Below are 20,789 nucleotides of genomic sequence, written 5' to 3' on the forward strand. Positions count from 1 at the left end.
AGGGCGCTAAAACCAGATGACCTGAAGAGCTGATAGGTAAAAATTCAGTCACTCCTTGGATCAACGCAAGCAGTGCCGCCTGAAAAAAATCCACTGACCACCCCCCTCCCCCAGCTTAATGGTTGCCCACCATCCACCCATTCGCCACAATACAGATGATCGAATACAGGCCAACAGGGAGTCCCTTGGAAATGCCCCTTATTCAATTCAACGTCTCCGGCATGTCCTGCCAGCACTGCGCGCAGTCAGTCCAGAATGCCGTCGAAAAAAATTCTGGTGTGGCAACCTGTCAGATCAATCTGGCCAAGGGAATAGTCACGGTCACCCTCTCTTCGGATGTTAACCAGAAAGCCCTGAAAAAACAGATCGAAAACGCCATTATCGCATCAGGCTATCAACTCCTGGCCACTTAACACACCTGCTGACCAACCAACCTGAACGCCAAGCTCACGTTATCCCCCGTCAACGCCCCTCCCAAACCAAACTCAAAGAGAGGTTTCCACAGAATCCTTCCACGGGACTTCTCCGTAGGTCACCCTGGCCAGATAGAGACCTACCGGAGGGGCCGTAGCAGCTGCCTGGGTGCGGTCCCGGGATTCAAACACCTCCTGAAACCGATCCAAATCCCACCCTCCCCGCCCCACCAACACCAGGGAGCCGACTATATTGCGCACCATATGCTGTAAAAAGGCATTCGCCCCGAGAATAATCCGCAGCTCATCTCCCTGCTGGATAATCTCCCCACGATAAAGAGTGCGTATCGGACTCTTCGCCTGACAAGCAGCTGCACGAAAAGCTGAAAAATCATGGGTGCCCTTCAATAGCGACAGGGCTTCAATCATGATTTGAATGTCCAACGGAAAAGAGAGATGCCAGACCCGATTGCGGTCCAAAGCGGAAGGGGTGGAACGGTTGAGTAGCCGGTAGTGGTATTCCCGATAGGTGGCCTGAAACCGAGCGTGAAAATCCTCCCCCACCGCTTCGGCAGAACGGATGCTGATCCGCTTGGGCGTCAAGGCATTCAAAGCCCGGACATAAACCTCCGGAGAGCGGGGGCGGCTGGTATCGAAATGGGCCACCTGCCCCAAAGCATGCACTCCAGAGTCAGTTCGGCCCGATCCGGTCACCTGTACGGCATGACCACAGAGGGAACCCAGCGCTTCTTCCAAAGCCCCCTGGATAGTCAGCCCATCGGGTTGACGCTGCCAGCCATAAAAACCGGACCCATCATATTCCAGAAGCAACCGGAATCGAGCCAAATGACCCCTACCTTCTCAAATTTGGGGTGATTTCAGATAGTGATGCCAAAATCAGGTGGATTTGCGAGAAGCCGCGACCCGAGCCTTGGCTGCTGCAGCTCGAGCCTTGGCTGCGGCCATCTTGGTCGCCTGGTCGTCACCGGCCCCACTCTTTTGGGCACCCGCTTCAGCTGCCTGACCATCCCCAGCCGCCTTTTTGGCCTTGGCAGCTGCCACTCGGGCCTTGGCAGCCTTGATCTTCGCTGCCCGTTCGTCAGCAGCAGGTGCCGCCTCTTTGGCATCACCCTCAGCAGCCGGAGCTGCCTCTCCCTTGGCAGCCGCTACACGGGCCTTGGCAGCCGCTACACGGGCCTTGGCAGCGGCAGCTTTGGCGGCGGCACCCTGGGGTGCTGCACTACCGTCTGCGCTGTCTGCCTTGGCAGCAGGCTTGGCAGGGGCTTTCCGGGGCGGACGGTTTTTCTTGGGTGGCTTACCCAGTGCCGGACGGTAGATCTCCACACGATCTCCCTCCTGAAGCACCTGATCCAGGGTTGTTACCTTGCCAAAAATACCGATCTTGTTCGTACCCAGATCAATTCCGGCATATTTCCCCAAAATCCCTGATTTTTGAATCGCCTGTTCAGCGGTTGTGCCTTCATCAACAACAAACTCCAACAAAGCCTGGCTCTTGGCTTCGGCATAGGTCACGGCTACTTTCATGGGGGTGTTCCTCCATCTAAAAACAGACTTAAGTCACCATTTTCTTCGATCACGGGGACAACCCGGGAAGCATAGCTGCATTAACGACTTCCTTTCAACCCGCGTTGCCTGTATATATGTATCCGTCGCAGGCGGGCTAAACAATATTGGAACCCTGGAGCAAACCGTAAGCTCATGAAAATCTTCGCGGTCTACAACATTAAAGGTGGCGTCGGCAAAACCACCACCTCTGTCAACCTGGCCTATCTTTCCGCAGCCCAAGGCACCCGAACCCTGATTTGGGATGTGGATCCACAAGGTGGCTCCAGCTACTATCTCTGCGTCAAACCAAAAATCAAGGGGGGGGTCAAAGAGCTTCTCAACAAAAAACCCTCCCTGGACACCATGCTGCGCATGACCGGCTATTCCAACCTGGATCTCCTGCCGTCAGATCTTTCCTACCGGCGCATGGATGAATTTCTCCAGGCCAAGGGCGACCCTCGCAAAGCATTGATGCGACTCGTCAAACCCTTAAGCAAAAAATATGACACCCTCTTTCTCGACTGCCCTCCCGGGCTCTCCCAGGTGACTGAAAGCATCTTCGAGATTGCCGACGGTTTGATCGTGCCACTCATCCCCACACCCCTCTCCCTGCGGGCCTACAACCGCTTGGTGCGCTTCCTGATCAACAAACGTTCCCGGAAGCTGGTGGTGATGCCCTTCTTCAACCACGTCAACCTCGACAAACCCATCCACCGGGTGGTCACCAAAAACGTTCAGAAAAAACACTCGATCTTCCTCAAGGGATCCATCCCGGAATCCAGCATCATCGAAGCCATGGGTGTCAAACGAGCGCCCCTCTTCACCTACGCCCGGGAAAGCTCGGAGTCCGACGACTACAAAATTCTCTGGTCGCAAATCAAGGATCGCTGCTGATCCCCGCTGCTGGCCTATAATTCGCCATCCGCTTTCACACCACCGATATCCACTCCACAAGGATATCGGATGGTTTCGTTTGTCGTTAAACGAAGTCAACGGATACTGGCTCTCAGCAACCAGTCATGACCAAGCCGGAAAAAAGCTGTGCGTGGTTTGGAAAAGCCAGAAAACCACTCAAACAGCCTGCCGATTGACTCAGCCAAAAATATCAGTGGAAAGATAGCGGTCCCCCCGATCAGGGAGAATCACCGCGATGCGAGCTGATGGCTGACAGGTTTCAGCCAAGCGCATGGCAGCAGCCACTGCTCCCCCTGCAGAAAGGCCTACAAAAATCCCCTCTTCCCGGGCCAAACGGTTGGTCACATCCAGAGCTTCGTCTGTGGTGACATCCAGCACCTCATCCACTCGTTTGGGTTCAAAAATTTTCGGCAGATAGGCTGCTGGCCAACGACGGATACCCGGAATGGCCGACCCTTCCGCTGGCTGCACCCCGACAATCATGATTGAATTGTTACGCTCTTTGAGCGCCCGTGAAACCCCCATGATGGTGCCGGTAGTGCCCATGGCACTGACAAAGTGGGTCACCCGTCCGCCGGTCCCTTCCCAAAGTTCAGGCCCTGTGGTGCGGTAGTGTACCCGCCAATTGTCCGGGTTGGAAAACTGATCGAACATGATTCCCTCACCGGCCTCCACCATCTCCCGGGCGCGATCAATGGCCCCTTCCATGCTGGCTTTGGCTGGGGTCAATTCAATATCGGCCCCATAGGCCAGCATCACGGCACGCCGCTCCACGGTCATACTCTCCGGCATCACCAGGGTGATGGGATAGCCACGCTTGGCGGCGATCATGGCCAGAGCAATGCCGGTATTGCCACTGGTCGGCTCAATGATCCGGGTGCCGGGTGCCAACACGCCACGGGATTCCGCCCCCATGAACATGCCGAGAGCAGCACGATCCTTGACCGAACCGCCGGGATTGGAGCCTTCCAGCTTGGCGAGAATTCGAACCCCATCGTAGGGGGCAGAAAGGCGGTTGAGGTCTACCAGGGGGGTATTGCCAATGACTGATTCCAAAGTTACCATAATCTTACCCTTGATGATGAAAAAACCTGCCAGCCAAGGGAAGGGAGTCGTCTGGATCTGAAGTGATAAGGGCTGGTTCTAAAATAGTGACCACGGAAAAAAATCATCCGGCCAAAAAAAAAGGAGCCAGATAGACCTGCCCCCATACTTCCACGAACCTATTTCATCACGTTTCAAGCGACCGACGCCCGTCCAATCAGCATTCCAATACTTCGCTAAAGCCGTTATTGCCACTTTTTTTCATTTTTTTCAAGTCCCGATCCAGCTTCTGAAAAAGATGCGACCAATCGATAGTACGGGTATCGATATGGTTCCACAACCCGGGACGTTCGGGGCGCAGGTTGGATAGATCCTTCAAACCGTTGTGAAAATTTTTCTTACTTAAATGCTCGCTCAACACCCGCAAGGCTTCCCGGACACACTTGGTCAGCTTAAACTTGACGATCACCTTCAGAAGGGTGGAATAGGTAAAAATAGGCGCGCCACTGCTAATACTTTCCCCATGAAGTTGCCGCACTTTCATGGAGACCAACGCCCCCAGCAAAACCAATGTACCGTGGCGGAGATTGACGCCGTTGGTGGTGCAGGTTTTTTCAAACTCGTGCTCCGAGCGACTGCAAAGCTCAGAACCCCGACGCATGAGGGAGGAATATTGATAGAGCGCTGTAGTCAGGCGGAATAAAAATTCCCGGTCGTTATAGTCATGGATGGTAAAGTCCCGAAACAGCAGGTCGTAGAGAGCTTCCAGGGGCTGACAAAAGATGCGTTCGATCTTTAGTTGGTCATACTCGAAGCGCAAATCTTCCATCACCTGCAGCTTGGAAATCGCCTCTCCCAGGCCGCTCAGGATAAATTCCCGGGGCATGCGCGATATCAACTCATGAAAAGCAAAAACCATGGCCGGCTGGCGGGATTGGACCGTGACGAAATCCTTACCTTCATCCTCCGGCAGAGCCGAACAGCCTGAAGCAAAACCGTCGTTGGAAAGATTGGTCAGAACAACGCACAGCTCTGCATCAAAATGGGCGCACGCCACCTTGGAAAAATCGATCAGCCGTCCACCACCCAGCACCAGCAGGCTTTTAAAGGGGGTTCCCTCAAACGTCTTTTCCACCGAGGCCATATTCAGATGGCTCGACATGAAGCGCACCGGGACATCCTGCTTGGAGAGGACCTTTTTAACGTCTGCGTAGAGGCTGTTATCCCGGACGAAACCGCTGGCAACAATCAGGTCTACCCTGCGGTCTGCCAGGATTTCCTTCAGACCTTTTTTGAATGGTCGATCGCTAAAGATCAAATCAGCCATTGCCACTCGCGCAAATCCGTTGGAGTCGGGAGAGAAAAGCTTCTTCCCGGCCTTTGGGCAGGGCCACCGCAGCCGGGTGCCGAAAGGGAGGCTGGGCAATGGAGCCAAAATCAACCCCCACACCTTTCAGATCCACCACATGACAGCCCATTTTATCCAACAGCAGGGAGGAAGGCCCGATATCCCAGATGTAGACATCCTTACTCATGTAGGCAAACGTTTGCCCCTCCAAAATACGCTTGAGAATGTAGGTCGCCGAACGGGGATAATCCACCACCCCCACCCCCAGAGCTTCGTGGATCGCCTCCGGGCTCCGATGTTCCGGGGAGAGCAGGTCATAGAAGCTTACCGATAGATAACATTCCGGCAGCCATTCCCTGGCCGGGGTAAGGGGCTTGCCGTCTCGATCCATCACCCCTTCGCTATCGGCAAAGGCCCAGTAAAATTGATCCAGACCTGCATAAAAATTGCCACCAAAAACAAATTCACGCCCCTGCATCAGGCCGATGGAGATGGAAAATTCCCGTTTGCCTTCGAGATAGGGCTTGGTGCCGTCCAGGGGATCCACCACAAAGCGAAATTCCCCGGGGGCGGGAGGGGCCTTGTTGTTAAACTCTTCGGAGATTACCGGGATGTCGCCAAAAGCCTGTTTTAAAAAAGCCAGCAGCTCTTTTTCGGTGTGGAGATCCACTTCAGAGACCACATCGTTGGCCCGCCATGCCTCTTTGAAGCTGGCATCGGATTTTAGCTGGGCCTGAACATCCTGCTGGCGATGCAGCTGATAGGCTCCAAGCTCTGCAAGCTTGGTCGTCAGGGCATCCATCTGATCGTGGAGTCGATCAATCATACGCCCTTGCTCTCGGAAAAGAGGAGATCCCAGCTATTCCAAAAATAGAGGGCTGCCGAGCCCCAGACCGCGATCAGGGTCATCCAGGTGTAGATGGTTTCATAGTAAACAGCGAGTTCAATTTCCTCAGGACGCAGCCAAAAAATCACCGCGAGCACCACCAGGGCAGCCCGAAGGGTCACAGTGTGCTCGTAGGTCGCCTTGAAAATATATTTGAAAGAGAGAAGATAGACTACGATTCCCAGCAAAATCAGGGGCTGTATGGTGGCATCCACCACGTTCATCAGGTAGAGGCAGGCCAGGGGCACCGAAACCAGTTCTGCCTTGGCCTTGGCCAAAAAAGAGGCTTTGATCACTTGGTTCATGGCGGCGGCATATTGTTTGATAAAAACCACCAGCAGATCCCGGATAATGATCAGGAAAAGAAACCACAAGGAGAGGTAACCGGCATCAATCAACATGATGCACAAGGCAAAATAAGAAATATGATCGACGATGGGATCAAAGTAGACCCCGAAGGTGGAGCCCATGTTGTAAGTGCGGGCCACCAGACCATCCACGGCGTCGAAAGCAAAAATCAAGGTAAAAGTAAGGCAGATGAGAGTGCGGGTGGTAACATCCGGCATGGCAAACCACAGGGCGAACAGGGGGAAGATCAGAACAAACCGCGAAACGGTGATCTGATTGGGTGTCAGCAGTGGTTTTTTCAGGTTTCCCATGCTTTTCCCCCGGGGGATGACAGTGCCATACAAGTGGATAAAGCGGTACCGCAGGATCGGAAGATCCCGTTTGGCCCGCTCGAAACGCCCTCATTAATGTGTCCATAACCTTACCTCAAGATAGCTCAATTGGCAAAGGTTCCCCCCCTTAAACCTCTTCCAGTCACCTCACAATCACTCTTTCAGCCTGGTTGTAAAGAGTTTTTTTTCTTGAAGGTTCAGGGAGTTCACCCCCATGGTTGATAAAAGCCGTTGCAAAAAGCCATGGGCGGCCAATCGTCCCAGCCCCCCATCCCGACAGGCGCGCTCCCCATAAAGCGAAACCCCATCCCCGGGCTGGTTCGGGGAAACCAAAATCACCGGCACCGGATCACCACTGTGGCGACCCGTGGCAGAGGGGGTGGTATGATCGGCGGCTATGGCGATGCAGGCCTTGCCGGAGATCCGGACCAAAGGGGCCAAAGCCTGATCGATCTGTTCAATGACCTTTTTTTTACCCAAGGGATGGCCATCGTGGGCAAAAAGGTCCGGCCCCTTGATGTGAAGAAATACCAGGTCGTGGGTTTTCAATGCGACCAGGGCCATTTTGACCTTGGCCTCCAGATCGGTTTTGATCCCACCAGTAAAACGGGCATCCGTCAAAACCTTGAAACCCAGTAGCCGCCCCAGGCCAATCACGGTTCGCTCCCCTGCCACCACCGCTCCCTTGAGTCCCAGAGAACCGAGCACTCCCCTCCCCGACCAAGCCCCTCCAGCTTTGCGGGGCAGAAGGATATTGCCGGGCAAAAGCCCCTCCTCCAGCCGGCGGCGATTGATGGGATGATCCCACAACAGATCGAAGGAACGCTTCACGAACTGATTGACCGCCTCGGCGGCCTTCCAGGAGGCTTCGGTGGATTTCCCAGGTTGAGGCAGGCACGCCAACACACCAGCCCCCTCCCCCCCCGCACCGGGGTCTGCATCGGTGATATCGGCAGAGAGCCCCTTCCCCCTCAAAAGCATCACGGCCCGGTGGCCTGTCGCGGCTTTGATACGCACCCCGATTCCCTGCCACACCCCCATCTCCCGGTTCAGGGTTTCGGCCAGGGCGACCGTATCCGGAGGTTGGATGCGGCCCGCTCGGCGATCAATAATCCGCCAGGGGTTGCTTGAAGGCCTTTCCGTCGAAGGATCTCCCAAAGCAGGCCGGTCAGAGGACTTTTGCGCCAGGTCTTGGAGTTGGACTGTGGCAAAATTACAGCGGAGCGCCACATCCCCGGCTTGCAGTGGCCAACCGATCCCGGCTGCCTCGACCACGCCCCGGGCTGGCACTTTAGCCATGGAGGGAAAAAAGCCCATCAACTGCCCCACCCCCACATCGGTGGAGACTGCGATACCCGGCGCTATGGGATCCACAAGCCCTGTGAGGCCCTGCTCTGCCAACTGGTCCAGATGGGGGGTGAGTGCCGCTTCCAGGGGCGTTTGGCCCGCCAGTTCGGCCACGGGACGATCCCCCAAACCATCCAGTATGACCATCAATCCAGGCTGCTCTCTATTCACGGCATTCTTCCCAAAACCAGATATTGCCCCAACTCCCACCCCACAGCCTTCCTCTCCCCACTACTTCCATCAAACCCTAACCCTGTCCCTCAAACGCTGTCCACGCCATTATCATGCACCGATATTTCAGAAAATCTGAAAAAATCTCACTCCCCATTTGATTACATAACGCCAAAAATTTCCTCTGACCCGATATCACCCAAAAACCATATCAAATAGCAAACCGACTATCCGCCCCCCTCTTGACTATTCACAAACATTTCAGGCAACACTGAAAAATCTCTTGTTCATCAACCATCTCAAAGGCCACACCCTCCCACCATGATCGGGACGCAAGCCATCAGCAGGCAGACTTGTTTCCTCCCCAACCAAAGCCAAATGGCCCCTTCCCCAAAAAAAGTGAGGGTGATTGCGAATAATCCGTTGCCAAACCCCCCAAACCCCCTTAATCTGTGCGCCCCGAGGGTCAAGGGGGTTTGGAAAGATTTGCCGGGAGACGAAATCAGCTGTTTTTATTCGTTCTACGGCAATGGCCTGATGCATTGAATTATCCATATGTGCATCAGGAAACAGAGCACGATCCTTCTCGCCTAACGGTTATGTCCCGTTCGTCTAGTGGCCTAGGACACTGGCCTTTCACGCCGGCAACAGGGGTTCGATTCCCCTACGGGACGCCATTTTATATCTCAGCAGCACCTATTCCAAACTTGGGTCCGACCTGGATAGGGTGCTGCTCTTAAGGATAACGCGCCTCTGGCTCATCACGCCAAGCGCCGCCGCCTCTCTGGATCCGATTTTCGGGAACCTGCCATGCCCCGTCAGCTACTCATTATGCGCCACGCAAAGTCGGCCTGGGACACCAATGCCCCCAGTGACTTTGAACGTCCACTGGCCAAACGTGGACTACGGGACGCCCCAAGGATGGGCAGCTGGCTGAAAAAACAGAAGCTGACCCCTGATCTGGTGATCAGCTCTCCAGCAGAGCGGGCCAAGCAGACCGCCCAAATCGTCTCCAAGGCCATGGGCCTCAAAAAAAAGCGGATCCAGTGGGATTCCCGGGTTTATGGGGCGGGCACCGAAGATCTTCTGGAAATTCTGGCTGAACTTGCCAAAAAAAACAAATCAGTCATCCTGATCGGCCACAACCCTGGTCTGGAGTTTCTCTACGCCTATCTGGTGGGGCCGGAAGGAATGATGGGCATTGATGCGGGTCTCATCAAAACCGCCACAGTCGTACAACTGGAAATGCCCGAAGACTGGAACGACCTGAAATCCGGTTCAGCCAAGCTGATAACGGTGCAAAACCCCGGAGATCTGCCCAGCTGACAGCCATACCGCACCACCTCCAAATCGTTGGCGACCCCAGCGTTTGACGGGCCATTCGAAAACCCATGGAACAGACCCTCAAACACCTGCGTGCCAATCGCGCCGCCAACCTTGAAACCCTGAAACGCTATCTGGAATTTCCCTCGGTCTCTGCCAATCCCCAACGGGCAGGCGATATTTCCCGTTGCGCTGATTTTACCGCCAAACTCCTGAAACAGGCTGGGCTGGATGAGGTCGCTGTTCACCCAACCCCGGGCCACCCCCTGGTGACCGCTGCCTGGCGAGGTGCCCCTGGCAAACCCACGGTGCTGATCTACGGCCACTACGACGTACAGCCCGAAGATCCCCTTGATGCCTGGGAGCAGCCCCCCTTCGCCCCCTGGATCAAGAACGACCGGATCATTGCCCGGGGTTCTGCCGATGATAAGGGGCAGATCCTGATGCACATCCAGGCCATCGAGGCCATGCGCCGGGAAAACCGCCCCCTGCCGGTCAACGTGGTTTTTTTGATCGAAGGGGAGGAGGAGATCGGCTCCCCCAATCTGCCCCCCTTCATTCAAACCCATCAAAAAGACCTCCAGGCCGACATCTGTCTGGTCTCCGACTCCGCCATGTGGAGTACTGAAATCCCGGCGATCACCATGGGGCTGAGAGGTCTGGTGGTGATGGAGGTGACGGTCACCGGCCCCAGCCTGGATCTCCACTCCGGTACTTATGGTGGTGCTGTCGCCAACCCCCTGGAAGCCCTCTCCCGAATGATCGCCTCCCTAAAAGACGATCAGGGGCGCATTCAGGTGCCGGGCTTCTATGATCGGGTGCAGCCCATCACTGAAGCCGAACGCCGGGATCTGGAAGAAATCCCTTTTGATGAGAAAGCCTACCTGAAAAAAATCGGCCTGGATATCGGCTGGGGTGAAGAGGGACACACCCTGCTGGAACAGCTCTGGTATCGCCCCACTCTGGAGATCAACGGCCTTTGGGGGGGATTTACCGGGGCTGGTATCAAAACCGTCCTCCCCTCCCAAGCCCACGCCAAAATCACCCTGCGCCTGGTGCCGGATCAGGATCCCGCAGAAATGGCCGATCTGGTCTTGGAGCACCTGCGTCGCATTGCCCCCCCCTGGGTCTCGGTTGAAGCCAACCGCCTGCCTGGTGGCGGCTCAGCGGTGGTGGTCCCCCGAGAAATCCCCGCCATGGCAGCCGCCACCCAGGCGCTGACCGAAAGTTTCGGCCACAAGCCCCTCTTCATCCGGGAGGGCGGATCCATTCCGGTGGTGGCGGAATTTAAAAACCTTCTCAACGCCTACACCCTGCTGATCGGCTTCAGCCCCCCCAACGCCAAAACCCACTCCCCCAACGAAAATTTCCACCTGCCCACCTTCCATACCGGCACGGAAAGCCTGGTCAGACTGCTCCACCACCTGGGGGAACAGAATCCTTCGGCCTGACTCCGCCTGGTCGGTTCACTACGGTACTTTCACTGACTAAAACTGAGCTTCCCCTCCAGGACAGCAGCCCACCCAAACCACCGTCATTCCACACTTTCCGCCCCAGCCAACCCAAAAAAACAGTCTCTCAAAAAATATATGGTTGCAAACATACATACCGGTCGGTATGCTCTTCCAGCATACATACCGGTTGGTATGTTATAGGTAGACATCAAAGAAGATCTCTCAAAACGGTTGGTGTGTTGTCGATGGCTGTTGAAGCCGATCAGCTGACACTGATCCACGGTAGCCCATCCATCACACCGTCAGCTGGGGAGCACCATGAAACGCAATGCCGACCAAACCCGGGAGCGGCTGCTGGAAGCGGCTCACTATGAGATCCATCGCAAGGGATTTCAAGCCGCTTCCCTCACCGACATCCTGTCTCGGGCCGGGCTTACCAAAGGGGCCATGTATCACCATTTTGCCAACAAAAAAGCCCTGGGCTATGCCGTGGTGGAAGAGCGAATCAAACTCGACATGGAGGAGGTTCTCCTTCGACCGCTCAAAGAAAATGTGCACTTTATCGACGGTTTTCACCAATCCCTTAAAGATGGCTCCGAGCTGCACGGGGAGGACCTGGTCACCTTGGGGTGTCCGTTGAACAATCTGGCCCAGGAGATGTCCCTGATCGATGAGGGGTTTCGTTTGCGGTTGGATGCGGTTTTTCGCTGGTGGCGTGATCGGATGGCCGAAGGCTTCCGCCAGGCCCAGAAGCGAGGGGAAGTCCGCCGGGAGATCGACCCGGAAAAAACCGCCATCTTCATACAAGCTTCCATGGAGGGGTGTGTCAGCATCGCCAAAAATGCCCAGAGCCGGGAGATTTTCCAAAACTGTCTCACCTCCCTGAGCGACTATCTCAACACGCTACGCGCTACCTGAATCAAGCCCTATTCAAAAGGAATTATTCTCATGTTGGAACGTTTTTCCCGAGGAGTCATTCGCCTGCGCTGGTTGATCATCCCTCTGACCCTGATTTTGGTGGCCGCAGCTGGGTCTGGGGTGAAAAATCTGCGATTTGACAGCGATTACCGGATCTTTTTCAGTGAAGAAAATCCCCAACTCCTGGCCTTCGATGCCCTGCAAAACACCTATACAAAAAATGACAATGTCCTCTTTGTGCTGGCCCCCAAGGGGGGGGATGTCTTTACCGGGGAACTACTCCAGGCGGTGGTGGAGTTGACCGAGGAGAGCTGGCAGATTCCCTACTCCATCCGGGTGGACTCCCTCACCAACTATCAGCACACCCAGGCCGAAGAGGATGACCTGATCGTCGCCGACCTGGTAGAGGATCCCCTCTCCCTGGATCAGACGGCCCTGGATCGCATTCGTAATATCGCCCTCAACGAACCCCGACTTAAAAACCGCACGGTCTCTCCCCAAGGAGATGTCACCGGGGTCAACGTCACCATCCAACTTCCCGGCAAACGGCCTGATGCGGAAGTACCGGAGGTGGCCGCCTTTGCTCGTCAGATAGCCGAAAAACTCCGCAACGCCCATCCCGATATTGAGATCCATCTTACCGGCATGTCCATGATGAACAACGCCTTTCCCGAGGCTTCCATCAAGGATATGTCCACACTGATTCCGGGAATGTTTTTGGTGGTGATCCTGGTATTGGGCACCCTGTTACGCTCCCTCTGGGCGACGGTGGGCACGGTGCTGGTTATCTTTTTGTCCATCATCACCGCCATGGGGCTTACCGGCTGGCTGGGCATCGGCCTCTCCGGCCCCACCTCTGCCGCTCCCACGATTATTTTGACCATGGCGGTAGCCGATAGCGTCCATATCCTGATCACCTTTCTCACCGCTCTGCGACGCCAAGGTTTGAATCGTAAAGAGGCGCTGCTTGAAAGCCTGCGCATCAACATGCAGCCGATTTTTTTGACCAGCCTTACCACAGCCATCGGCTTTTTGAGCATGAATTTTGGCGATGTTCCCCCCTTCCGGGATCTGGGCAATATCGTTGCCATGGGGGTGGTGGCGGCCTTCATACTGTCGGTCACCTTTTTGCCCGCCTTGATCTCCCTTTTGCCGGTCAAGGTCAGCTTTTCCCGCACCCGAACGGGGATGGCCATGGAGCGATTGGGGGATTTTGTGGTTCAGCGTCGTAACGGGCTTCTTTGGGGGATGTCGGCGCTCGCTCTGGGGTTGGTGGCTTGCATTCCCCTCAACGAACTGAACGACGAATTTGTCAAATATTTCAGTGAGGAAGTCGAATTTCGCCGGGCGACTGATTTTTCCTCGGAGCGGCTGACCGGCATCTATCAGATCGAATATTCCATAGAATCCGGTGAGAGCAACGGGGTGGCCAAGCCGGATTTTCTCAAGGATGTGGATCGTTTTGCCGACTGGTATCGCCAACAGCCGGAGGTGATCCACGTCAACACCCTGACCGACACCTTCAAGCGTTTGAACCGCAGCATGCATGGAGACGATCCCGCCTACTATCGACTCCCCGAGGCCAGGGATCTGGCGGCGCAATATCTCCTGCTCTATGAGATGTCCCTCCCCTATGGCCTGGATCTGAACAATCAGATCAACGTCGATAAATCCGCCACCCGCTTTACCGCGACCCTGCAAAACATCTCCACCAACGAAGTGCTCGCTCTGGCGGATCGGGCCAAGGCCTGGCTCCAGGCCAACCTGCCCCCGGTGATGCAGGCGGAAGGGTCGAGCCCCACGATCATGTTTGCCCATATCGGCAAGCGTAACATTCAGTCCATGCTCACAGGGGCCACCATCGCTCTGGTGCTGATCTCCGGGATTCTCATCATCGCCTTGCGCTCCATCAAAATCGGCCTGATCAGCCTGATACCCAACCTGGTCCCCATGGGCATGGCTTTCGGCTTTTGGGGCATCGTGGAGGGAGAGGTGGGGCTTGCCCTCTCAGTGGTGACCGGCATGACCCTCGGTATCGTGGTGGATGATTCGGTGCACTTTTTATCCAAATATCTGCGTGCCCGGCGTGAAAATGGCGGCCTCTCTTCGGCAGAGGCGGTGCGCTATGCCTTTGCCAATGTCGGTACCGCCCTTTGGGTCACCTCTCTGGTGCTGGTCGCCGGCTTTTTCGTGCTGACCTTTTCTTCCTTCAAACTCAACTCCGGCATGGGGCTGCTGGCCGGTATCACCATCTCCTTTGCCCTGATCGCTGATTTTCTGCTCCTGCCCCCACTGCTGATGAAACTGGAGGATTGAACCAATGAAACGTATTGCCTGGCTTTTTATACTCGCTCTTTTGCCCCTCTCGCCCCTCTCCGCCGAGGCTCAAACCCCTGAGGAAAAGGGGCTTGCCATCGCCCGGGAAGCGGATCTGCGGGATACCGGATTTGCTGATCAGAGCAACCAGATGGTCATGACCCTGAAAAACCGCCATGGGGAGAGCAGTGTTCGCCACATGCGGCTCAAAGTGCTGGAAGTAGAGGGGGATGGGGACAAAAGCCTCTCCATTTTCAACCGCCCCCGGGATATCAAAGGCACCGCCATGCTCACTTTTTCCCACGCCACCGAGCCGGACGACCAGTGGATGTATCTCCCCGCCTTGAAAAGGGTCAAACGCATCTCCTCCCGCAACAAGTCCGGCCCCTTCATGGGCAGCGAGTTTGCCTTTGAGGATCTGGGCAGCCAGGAGGTCGAAAAATATACCTACCGCTGGCTTCGGGACGAACCCCTGGATGGTCGGGACTGCTTTGTCATCGAGCGGATTCCAGCCTACAAACATTCCGGCTACACCAGCCAGACCGTTTGGTTGGACAAACAGATGTATCAACCCTTGAAGGTGGACTATTTTGACCGCAAAAAAGCCCTGCTCAAGACCCAGACCTTTGGGGAATATCGCCAATATCTGGATCAATTTTGGCGGGCCCATGACATCCACATGGTCAATCATCAAACCGGCAAATCCACCCATCTCGAATGGTCGGATGTGCAGTTCAAGACCGGCCTGTCTGAGCGGGATTTTAATCGCAACAGCCTGAAGCGGGCCAAATAATCCCAAAGAAGAGCGAGGAGGCTTTTAAGCTCAGCCCCTCTTTTCCCTCTTGCAAACGGTCCCCGTGGAGCAGCGGATGTCAAAGGCGACTCATTTTAACCACTCAGGCAAACCCTCTCAGGATGCCTCTACAAATGCTCAGATGACAGCCAGCACCAGGACCAAACGATGTTGGCTGCATGGGGGGGGTGGCCTCTTGCCAGCTGCGATGCTTTTGGGGCTGCTCTCCCTCCTGCTGCCGGGAACCCTCCGGGCTGAAGGGAGCGAGTGGGACCATTGGGAGGTTTCCGGACATATTGCCGCCCAAACCCAGTGGTTTCCCAAAAGCCCCGGGGATTCGTCCCAACGCCGTTTTTACCCCTCCCTCTCCTTTCAACCGGAGTTTTACCGGGAGTGGGATGGGGGTAATCAGAGCCTGACTTTCGTCCCCTTTGTGCGTCTTGATGCCCACGATACCGAGCGGACCCATGGGGATATTCGAGAGCTGACCTGGCTTAAAGCAGCCGATTTTTGGGAGTTCCGGGCGGGATTGCGCAAGGTTTACTGGGGGGTGACTGAATCCCAACACCTGGTGGATGTGATCAACCAGACCGATCTGGTGGAGAGCCCGGATGGCGAGGAAAAGCTGGGCCAACCCATGGTCAATCTCTCCCTCAGCCTCGATTGGGGCACCCTGGATCTCTACTGGCTCCCCTGGTTTCGGGAGCGCACTTTTCCGGGCCGGGAGGGACGCCTGCGCACGCCGCTGGTGGTGGATACCGATCAAACCCGTTATGAATCCGCAGCGGGAGAGAGCCATCAGGATTTTGCCATTCGCTGGTTTCAAACCCTGGGAGATTGGGAGGTGGGGCTCTCCCATTTTTCAGGAACCAGCCGGGATCCCTCTCTGATCCCCGGTACCAACGACCAGGGAGAGGCGGTACTCATCCCCTACTATGAAAAGATCGATCAGACCGGGGTGGATGTTCAAGGCACCTTCGAAGCGTGGCTCTGGAAGGGGGAGATCATCTCTCGCAGCGGTCAGGGAGATCGCTACACGGCCCTCACCGCAGGCTTGGAATATACCTTCGTAGGGATTTTGGAATCAGATGCCGATCTGGGGGTGATTGCTGAATATCTGTTCGATGACCGTAACAATCAGGCCACTTCCCCCTTTGAAGATGACATCATGGCCGGATTCAGGTTGGCCCTCAACGACACCCAAAGCAGCGATCTGTTGCTGGGAGCCATCGTTGATCGGGAGAGCGGTGCGGTGGCTTCCAGCCTGGAAGCCAATCGGCGTCTCTGGGACGATTGGAAAATCTCTCTGGAAGGCCGCTATTTTGGCAACATTCCCTCAAATGACCCCCTCTACGCCTTCAAACGGGATCACTATCTGCAACTGGAACTGGCTCGTTACTATTGACCCTTTTCCTTCTGTTTTGTGATCTAAAATCATCTATCGGACAGAAAGTTGAACAATTTTTAAACGCAAATAAAACTCATTCTTACTTGACTCTTTTTCCAGACCGGGCTATCTACCCTATTGATGGTGTCATTCCAGACTATTCACAAAAATGATGTGGAATGATGGATATTTCAATAGGTGCAGGCTTTACCACTCGGGGGAGGTGGTTGGGCTATTTTCCTGTGGGCGGCTTCAGCCGAACGGCAGGGTGCATCAGAAGCCGTGTTGGGGGGGCGTTCGTTTTGGAAAAGCAGATAGCGACGATTATTGTCGAAGCCGTTAAAGAGATCACCTCCGCCTATCTCTTTATGGAAATAGAAGCAGGCCCTGCTATCAACAAACCCATCGACGACACCTATCGTCCACCAAACTCAGAAGCCACTGCCTTGATCGGATTGGATGGCGGCCTTCAGGGAGGCATTTTTCTTTCGGCCCCGGAGCACATGGCAGATTATCTGGCCAGCGCCATGGCCGGAGAGGAGTTGAACAATTTTGATGAAATGGTTCGGGACGCCTTTGGGGAGATCGCCAACATGATTGCTGGCGGCATTCAAACCAATCTCTCCACTGAACTGGGCGCCATTGAACTATCCCCCCCCTCCATCATCTCCCATGGGGATGCCGAGGCGACCTACCAAGGCTATAACCGCAGTGTCCGGCAATTTTTCAAAACCGATTCCGGCCCCTTCTTCGTGGAAGTTTTCTACACCTGATCCGCTCCGGGACTGAACACCTAAAGGGATTTCATTGCCCCCAGCAGCGCCTCGGATTGGGGGGGATAGACCAGATATGTGGAGACAAACGCCCATTGGCTGGCAGCCCTGCGCAAAAAATAGATAAAGCCCCCATGCCCCACCTGATAGGGGTCGGCCAGGGAGGGGGTGGCATAGACACCAAACTGTCGTGCCATCTGCTTAAGCTCCATCGGCGGCAGATCCACTCCCCGAAAATCGGGGTGAAAGGCCTTGGCATAGGAGTCGGCCATATCGTTTAGTTCCGGATGATGATTGGCTGCCAGGTTAACGAAAGTAACCCCGACCGATGCTGTCGGATTTTCCCCTGAAAACGGCTCGTAAGCCCGGGCCAGGGCATTGAGGGCTACGGGGCAAGCGACATCACACCCCACGAAACCAAAATAGACCACCTCCCCGGCATGGGGGGAACGATCCAGAAAAGGGGCTTGAATGCGTCGGTTGGTGGTGAGAAAACCATCGCCGTCACCATTAAAAACCGGCAGGGCCAATACAAAAAGCCACGCCAGGTTGAGTCCAATCAAAAAAATGCCAAAAATGACCTTTTTTCGCCCCCCGCCACCATTTTCAAACGCTGCCTTTTCCGAAGTGGCCATTTGGCTCAACAGGACTCAATAGGAAAATTGATTTTGGGCGGCATGGAGCTGCTCACCGCTCTGCTCCAAAGAAGCGATGATGGCACTGAGGCTGTCCAAGGCATCCCGCTGCTGGGTGATCAATTCAAACACCCCGCTGACACTTGCCATCACCTGACTGGAGGCTGTGTCGGTTCGCCCGGCGGCATCACGGATGGTCTGAGAGAGGGCTCGGGATTCGGAGCTTTTTTCTGCTACCTGACCGGCTGAATCGCTGGCATGCGCCACCGCCTCGGTGATCTCCTGGGTGTTGTTGACGGCATTATCCGAGGCTATACCCAACTCCTGGGAAATCCCCTCCAGATCCCGGGCGCTTTGGGTCACCACATTCACATCCGCCTGCACCTCTCCCATGGAAGTGGCCAACTGCCCCATGGTAGCCTCTTGATTTTCCATGGCAAAGTTAATCGTATCGTTGGTGTGGTGAATTTTTTCCACGATAGCGGTGATCTCGATGACAGCCTCAGTAGACTCTTTGGAGATGGATTGCACCTGGGCTATCTTTTGGGAGATGGCCCGGGTGGCGTTGGCGGTCTGGTGGGCAAGCTCCTTGACCTCATTGGCCACCACCGCAAACCCCTTCCCCGCCTCCCCGGCACCAGCCGCCTCAATAGAGGCATTCAAGGCCAGCATGTTGGTCTGATCGGCAATGTCGTTGATTCCCTCCACCACCAAGTCGATTTCACCGGCAGAATCAGTCAGTTTTTTGGAGACATCCAGAATATCCCGGGCGCGATGGCTCGCCTGGCCTGATTCGGCCTTGGCGGCCTTGAGGCGTATGCGAAAGTCGGCCAGAGTCTGGGTCATACCCTGGAGGACACTGGAAACGTGCCCCACCGACCGGTTGACCCGCTCCTGACTTTCGTTGACCCCGTAGAGGTTGCTTTTGATCTGCTCGGCAGAATCGGTGACACTGCCTACGACGTCGCTGGTGATCTGGGTTGATTGTAGAATGGTGCCCAGATGAGAGGAGAGATCCACCGCTGCATCTGAAATCACTTCGATATGTCCGGAAGAGCTCTCCACAGAGGTGCGAATGCCGGAGATATCCCCCCCCAGGCTCTTATTCTCTTCCACCACCTCCTGGGCAATGGCCCGGGTCTGCTCGGAATTACCGTTGAGTTGCGTTTGAATGGTAACAAGCTCCCGAATCAACCCCTCCACCTGCCCGGCCTGCTCCCGAATGGCGTTAAATATTTGACCCAGGGTATCCAAAAATTGATTGACCAGGATCCCCTTACCACGGCTATCCGCCACCCGGATGGAGAGATCCTTTTCGGTAATAATGCGCTGGATGGCCGCTGAAATACCGCTGTCGGTGATAAACTGACCGGTGATCTGCAAGATGATCATGGAGAGTGCCACAGTCGCTGCAATCACGAACACACCGTGGAGTAAAACGATATCCCAACCATAGCCGTAGTTGAACACCAGGAGGGGAATGTCAAAAAAGCGGGTATCGTAGATCTGGAAAAGATTGAACAGGCCGTGATGAATCACTGCTGTGGCAGAAGCCGCCAGGAGGGGCAGGATATCCTTATAGCGCACCAAAAAGGAGAGAGAGACAAAGACATGAAAGTGCATCTCGATCCGCCCCATGTGCTGCTGGATCATGATGGCGGAAAAAACAATAAAAGAAATACCGATAAGGGTACGTGAAACGGCACTACCTGGAAAAAAACGATATCCCACATAAGCTATTCCGGTCGTCACCCCCCCACCGATAAAGCCCAGCAGGTAAAACCCATGCGTGTAAGCCGTGAGTGTGGAGACAATCCCCCACTGAATTCCCAAAAGAAGCAGCATAAAGCGATCGGTTTGAATAAAATCAGCCTCAAGCACCTTTCGGGTTTCCTGGGGAAGGTGGGCATCATAAGCTGGAAAAAAGTTGATCATGGCAATATATCGATCCAGTGGAGGTGTTGAAATACTGGTTGAAAAGGGTATGCGATAAAGATGATCGTAGGATTTTCCAGGCTCCCCCCCGGTCAAACCGACTGATTGCGACCGATAATATCCCATATCCCCTGGAAGTAACAGCAAATCCAGCCTTTTTACTTCAAGAGCTGTTTAAAAAAATATTTTCACCCCTCAGCTGGACATAACCCACCGCCAAGAATCCGACTCCCCTCCCCCCGCCGCCTCATCACACATTGACCCAAAAAATACCGGAAGCAATCCCCCCGAGCCCAGCCTACATGCCAGCCCACACCGATCCACACGCCTCCCTCCCAGGCAGCCCTCATATTGTGTTGGCATGATTCCTGCTGTAAGTGCCTCATCAAAACATCGTTTTTGAGATGATACTAAAGAGGCTCGCCAAAGAACTTTTAATTCGTTCTCAATGGATTGGGACATGAACAACACTCAAAACAAAATCAAGATGATGCTCGCAGCCACCCTGGTCGGCACCGTCATCACCGCCAATACCGCCAAATCGGATGTGCTGTTCACAGTACCTGCGGTGGCGACTGTAGCCGGTATCGCCGCCTACTCGGGGTATCAATTTGGGGAGCAGCTGTTGAACGGCACCCAGCAGCATTGTCAGGCGGTCTCTTACCAGAGCGATCCGGTCTGCCAAAACGTCGAACATCTCCCGGAGCCCTACTCCCGCTCAGCCCTTCCCGACGTACCACCACCGGTACTCTTTTCGCCTGGTCAAAACCCACAGGCGGGTACAGATCAGCTGCGATTTTATCGGTAAGGCCCGACTCATTCCCATCTGGATATGAGCGGTTCCCAATCAAGCATTCAACGCTTTTTAAAAAAAGACGTGACGAC

20 protein-coding genes and 1 tRNA gene are annotated in these 20,789 nt (G+C 55.0%); 11 read left to right on the top strand and 10 right to left on the bottom strand.

Annotation, left to right across the window (positions count from 1 at the left end; translation table 11 throughout):
• Positions 1–94: undecaprenyl-diphosphatase (locus HQL52_13055; protein ID MBF0370375.1), on the bottom strand; the 94-nt coding region annotated here is incomplete at its 3' end.
• 97 nt (positions 95–191) lie between these two features.
• Here HQL52_13055 and HQL52_13060 point away from each other — a divergent pair.
• Positions 192–413, top strand: coding sequence for a heavy-metal-associated domain-containing protein (locus HQL52_13060; protein MBF0370376.1), 222 nt, complete (start codon positions 192–194; stop codon positions 411–413).
• A gap of 72 nt (positions 414–485) precedes the next feature.
• Here the strand turns inward: HQL52_13060 and truA are convergent, their stop codons facing one another.
• Both truA and HQL52_13070 read right to left on the bottom strand, forming a co-directional pair.
• A complete protein-coding gene (gene truA, locus HQL52_13065) occupies positions 486–1,259 on the bottom strand; it encodes a tRNA pseudouridine(38-40) synthase TruA (protein ID MBF0370377.1) in 774 nt (257 codons plus the stop codon).
• Positions 1,260–1,310: 51 nt separating this feature from the next.
• Positions 1,311–1,958: an RnfH family protein gene (locus HQL52_13070; protein MBF0370378.1), complete on the bottom strand. Its 648-nt coding sequence runs from the start codon at positions 1,956–1,958 to the stop codon at positions 1,311–1,313.
• Between the two features lie 174 nt (positions 1,959–2,132).
• On the opposite strand from HQL52_13070, the gene HQL52_13075 reads away from it, so the two are divergent.
• Complete coding sequence (locus HQL52_13075; GenBank protein MBF0370379.1) at positions 2,133–2,873, top strand: ParA family protein; 741 nt, start codon at positions 2,133–2,135, stop codon at positions 2,871–2,873.
• A gap of 198 nt (positions 2,874–3,071) precedes the next feature.
• Here the strand turns inward: HQL52_13075 and cysM are convergent, their stop codons facing one another.
• The 5 genes from cysM to apgM form a co-directional block, all read right to left on the bottom strand.
• Positions 3,072–3,959, bottom strand: coding sequence for a cysteine synthase CysM (gene cysM, locus HQL52_13080; protein ID MBF0370380.1), 888 nt, complete (start codon positions 3,957–3,959; stop codon positions 3,072–3,074).
• 196 nt (positions 3,960–4,155) lie between these two features.
• Positions 4,156–5,265, bottom strand: coding sequence for an iron-containing alcohol dehydrogenase (locus HQL52_13085; GenBank protein MBF0370381.1), 1,110 nt, complete (start codon positions 5,263–5,265; stop codon positions 4,156–4,158).
• Complete coding sequence (locus HQL52_13090; GenBank protein MBF0370382.1) at positions 5,258–6,112, bottom strand: inositol monophosphatase family protein; 855 nt, start codon at positions 6,110–6,112, stop codon at positions 5,258–5,260. Before HQL52_13090 ends, HQL52_13085 begins: the two co-directional genes overlap by 8 nt.
• The gene (locus tag HQL52_13095; GenBank protein ID MBF0370383.1) at positions 6,109–6,831 is read right to left on the bottom strand and encodes a CDP-alcohol phosphatidyltransferase family protein; all 723 of its coding nucleotides are present in this window, start codon (positions 6,829–6,831) and stop codon (positions 6,109–6,111) included. The genes HQL52_13090 and HQL52_13095 overlap by 4 nt, the downstream gene beginning before the upstream one ends.
• A 174-nt stretch (positions 6,832–7,005) precedes the next feature.
• On the bottom strand, positions 7,006–8,370 hold the full coding sequence (gene apgM / locus HQL52_13100) for a 2,3-bisphosphoglycerate-independent phosphoglycerate mutase (protein ID MBF0370384.1): 1,365 nt from the start codon (positions 8,368–8,370) through the stop codon (positions 7,006–7,008).
• A 601-nt stretch (positions 8,371–8,971) separates the two neighbouring features.
• Here apgM and HQL52_13105 point away from each other — a divergent pair.
• The 8 genes from HQL52_13105 (at position 8,972) to HQL52_13140 (ending at position 17,334) form a co-directional block, all read left to right on the top strand.
• A tRNA-Glu gene (locus tag HQL52_13105) sits at positions 8,972–9,047 on the top strand.
• Positions 9,048–9,180: 133 nt separating this feature from the next.
• Positions 9,181–9,696: a phosphohistidine phosphatase SixA gene (gene sixA, locus HQL52_13110; GenBank protein MBF0370385.1), complete on the top strand. Its 516-nt coding sequence runs from the start codon at positions 9,181–9,183 to the stop codon at positions 9,694–9,696.
• Positions 9,697–9,761: 65 nt separating this feature from the next.
• Positions 9,762–11,144 (top strand): dipeptidase, encoded by a 1,383-nt coding sequence (locus HQL52_13115; GenBank protein ID MBF0370386.1) that lies wholly within the window; start codon positions 9,762–9,764, stop codon positions 11,142–11,144.
• Positions 11,145–11,465: 321 nt separating this feature from the next.
• Positions 11,466–12,065 carry a TetR family transcriptional regulator C-terminal domain-containing protein gene (locus tag HQL52_13120; GenBank protein MBF0370387.1) on the top strand — a complete coding sequence of 200 codons (600 nt, stop codon included), beginning with the start codon at positions 11,466–11,468 and terminating at the stop codon, positions 12,063–12,065.
• A gap of 30 nt (positions 12,066–12,095) precedes the next feature.
• Positions 12,096–14,381 (top strand): MMPL family transporter, encoded by a 2,286-nt coding sequence (locus HQL52_13125; protein ID MBF0370388.1) that lies wholly within the window; start codon positions 12,096–12,098, stop codon positions 14,379–14,381.
• Between the two features lie 4 nt (positions 14,382–14,385).
• Positions 14,386–15,174, top strand: a complete 789-nt coding sequence (locus HQL52_13130; protein MBF0370389.1) for an outer membrane lipoprotein-sorting protein — start codon at positions 14,386–14,388, stop codon at positions 15,172–15,174.
• Positions 15,175–15,370: 196 nt separating this feature from the next.
• Positions 15,371–16,579 carry a hypothetical protein gene (locus HQL52_13135; protein ID MBF0370390.1) on the top strand — a complete coding sequence of 403 codons (1,209 nt, stop codon included), beginning with the start codon at positions 15,371–15,373 and terminating at the stop codon, positions 16,577–16,579.
• A gap of 161 nt (positions 16,580–16,740) precedes the next feature.
• On the top strand, positions 16,741–17,334 hold the full coding sequence (locus HQL52_13140) for a chemotaxis protein CheX (GenBank protein MBF0370391.1): 594 nt from the start codon (positions 16,741–16,743) through the stop codon (positions 17,332–17,334).
• Positions 17,335–17,354: 20 nt separating this feature from the next.
• Here the strand turns inward: HQL52_13140 and HQL52_13145 are convergent, their stop codons facing one another.
• Complete coding sequence (locus HQL52_13145) at positions 17,355–17,969, bottom strand: SCO family protein (GenBank protein ID MBF0370392.1); 615 nt, start codon at positions 17,967–17,969, stop codon at positions 17,355–17,357.
• Between the two features lie 15 nt (positions 17,970–17,984).
• Positions 17,985–19,904 carry a hypothetical protein gene (locus tag HQL52_13150; protein ID MBF0370393.1) on the bottom strand — a complete coding sequence of 640 codons (1,920 nt, stop codon included), beginning with the start codon at positions 19,902–19,904 and terminating at the stop codon, positions 17,985–17,987.
• Positions 19,905–20,364: 460 nt separating this feature from the next.
• Here HQL52_13150 and HQL52_13155 point away from each other — a divergent pair, with 460 nt between their 5' ends.
• A complete protein-coding gene (locus HQL52_13155; GenBank protein ID MBF0370394.1) occupies positions 20,365–20,712 on the top strand; it encodes a hypothetical protein in 348 nt (115 codons plus the stop codon).
• Positions 20,713–20,789 lie beyond the last annotated feature (77 nt).

The organism is Magnetococcales bacterium, from assembly GCA_015232395.1.
In the GTDB taxonomy this organism is placed as follows: domain Bacteria; phylum Pseudomonadota; class Magnetococcia; order Magnetococcales; family JADFZT01; genus JADFZT01.

Bases quoted from the DNA above. Each gene is read 5' to 3' on its own strand.
- HQL52_13090 (MBF0370382.1), bottom strand. From the start codon at position 6,112: ATGATTGATCGACTCCACGATCAGATGGATGCCCTGACGACCAAGCTT.
- HQL52_13085 (MBF0370381.1), bottom strand. From the start codon at position 5,265: ATGGCTGATTTGATCTTTAGCGATCGACCATTCAAAAAAGGTCTGAAG.
- HQL52_13155 (MBF0370394.1), top strand. From the start codon at position 20,365: ATGAACAACACTCAAAACAAAATCAAGATGATGCTCGCAGCCACCCTG.
- cysM (MBF0370380.1), bottom strand. From the start codon at position 3,959: ATGGTAACTTTGGAATCAGTCATTGGCAATACCCCCCTGGTAGACCTC.
- sixA (MBF0370385.1), top strand. From the start codon at position 9,181: ATGCCCCGTCAGCTACTCATTATGCGCCACGCAAAGTCGGCCTGGGAC.
- HQL52_13075 (MBF0370379.1), top strand. From the start codon at position 2,133: ATGAAAATCTTCGCGGTCTACAACATTAAAGGTGGCGTCGGCAAAACC.
- HQL52_13120 (MBF0370387.1), top strand. From the start codon at position 11,466: ATGAAACGCAATGCCGACCAAACCCGGGAGCGGCTGCTGGAAGCGGCT.
- HQL52_13115 (MBF0370386.1), top strand. From the start codon at position 9,762: ATGGAACAGACCCTCAAACACCTGCGTGCCAATCGCGCCGCCAACCTT.
- HQL52_13125 (MBF0370388.1), top strand. From the start codon at position 12,096: ATGTTGGAACGTTTTTCCCGAGGAGTCATTCGCCTGCGCTGGTTGATC.
- HQL52_13130 (MBF0370389.1), top strand. From the start codon at position 14,386: ATGAAACGTATTGCCTGGCTTTTTATACTCGCTCTTTTGCCCCTCTCG.
- HQL52_13070 (MBF0370378.1), bottom strand. From the start codon at position 1,958: ATGAAAGTAGCCGTGACCTATGCCGAAGCCAAGAGCCAGGCTTTGTTG.
- HQL52_13095 (MBF0370383.1), bottom strand. From the start codon at position 6,831: ATGGGAAACCTGAAAAAACCACTGCTGACACCCAATCAGATCACCGTT.
- HQL52_13150 (MBF0370393.1), bottom strand. From the start codon at position 19,904: ATGATCAACTTTTTTCCAGCTTATGATGCCCACCTTCCCCAGGAAACC.
- HQL52_13140 (MBF0370391.1), top strand. From the start codon at position 16,741: ATGATGGATATTTCAATAGGTGCAGGCTTTACCACTCGGGGGAGGTGG.
- HQL52_13145 (MBF0370392.1), bottom strand. From the start codon at position 17,969: ATGGCCACTTCGGAAAAGGCAGCGTTTGAAAATGGTGGCGGGGGGCGA.
- HQL52_13060 (MBF0370376.1), top strand. From the start codon at position 192: ATGCCCCTTATTCAATTCAACGTCTCCGGCATGTCCTGCCAGCACTGC.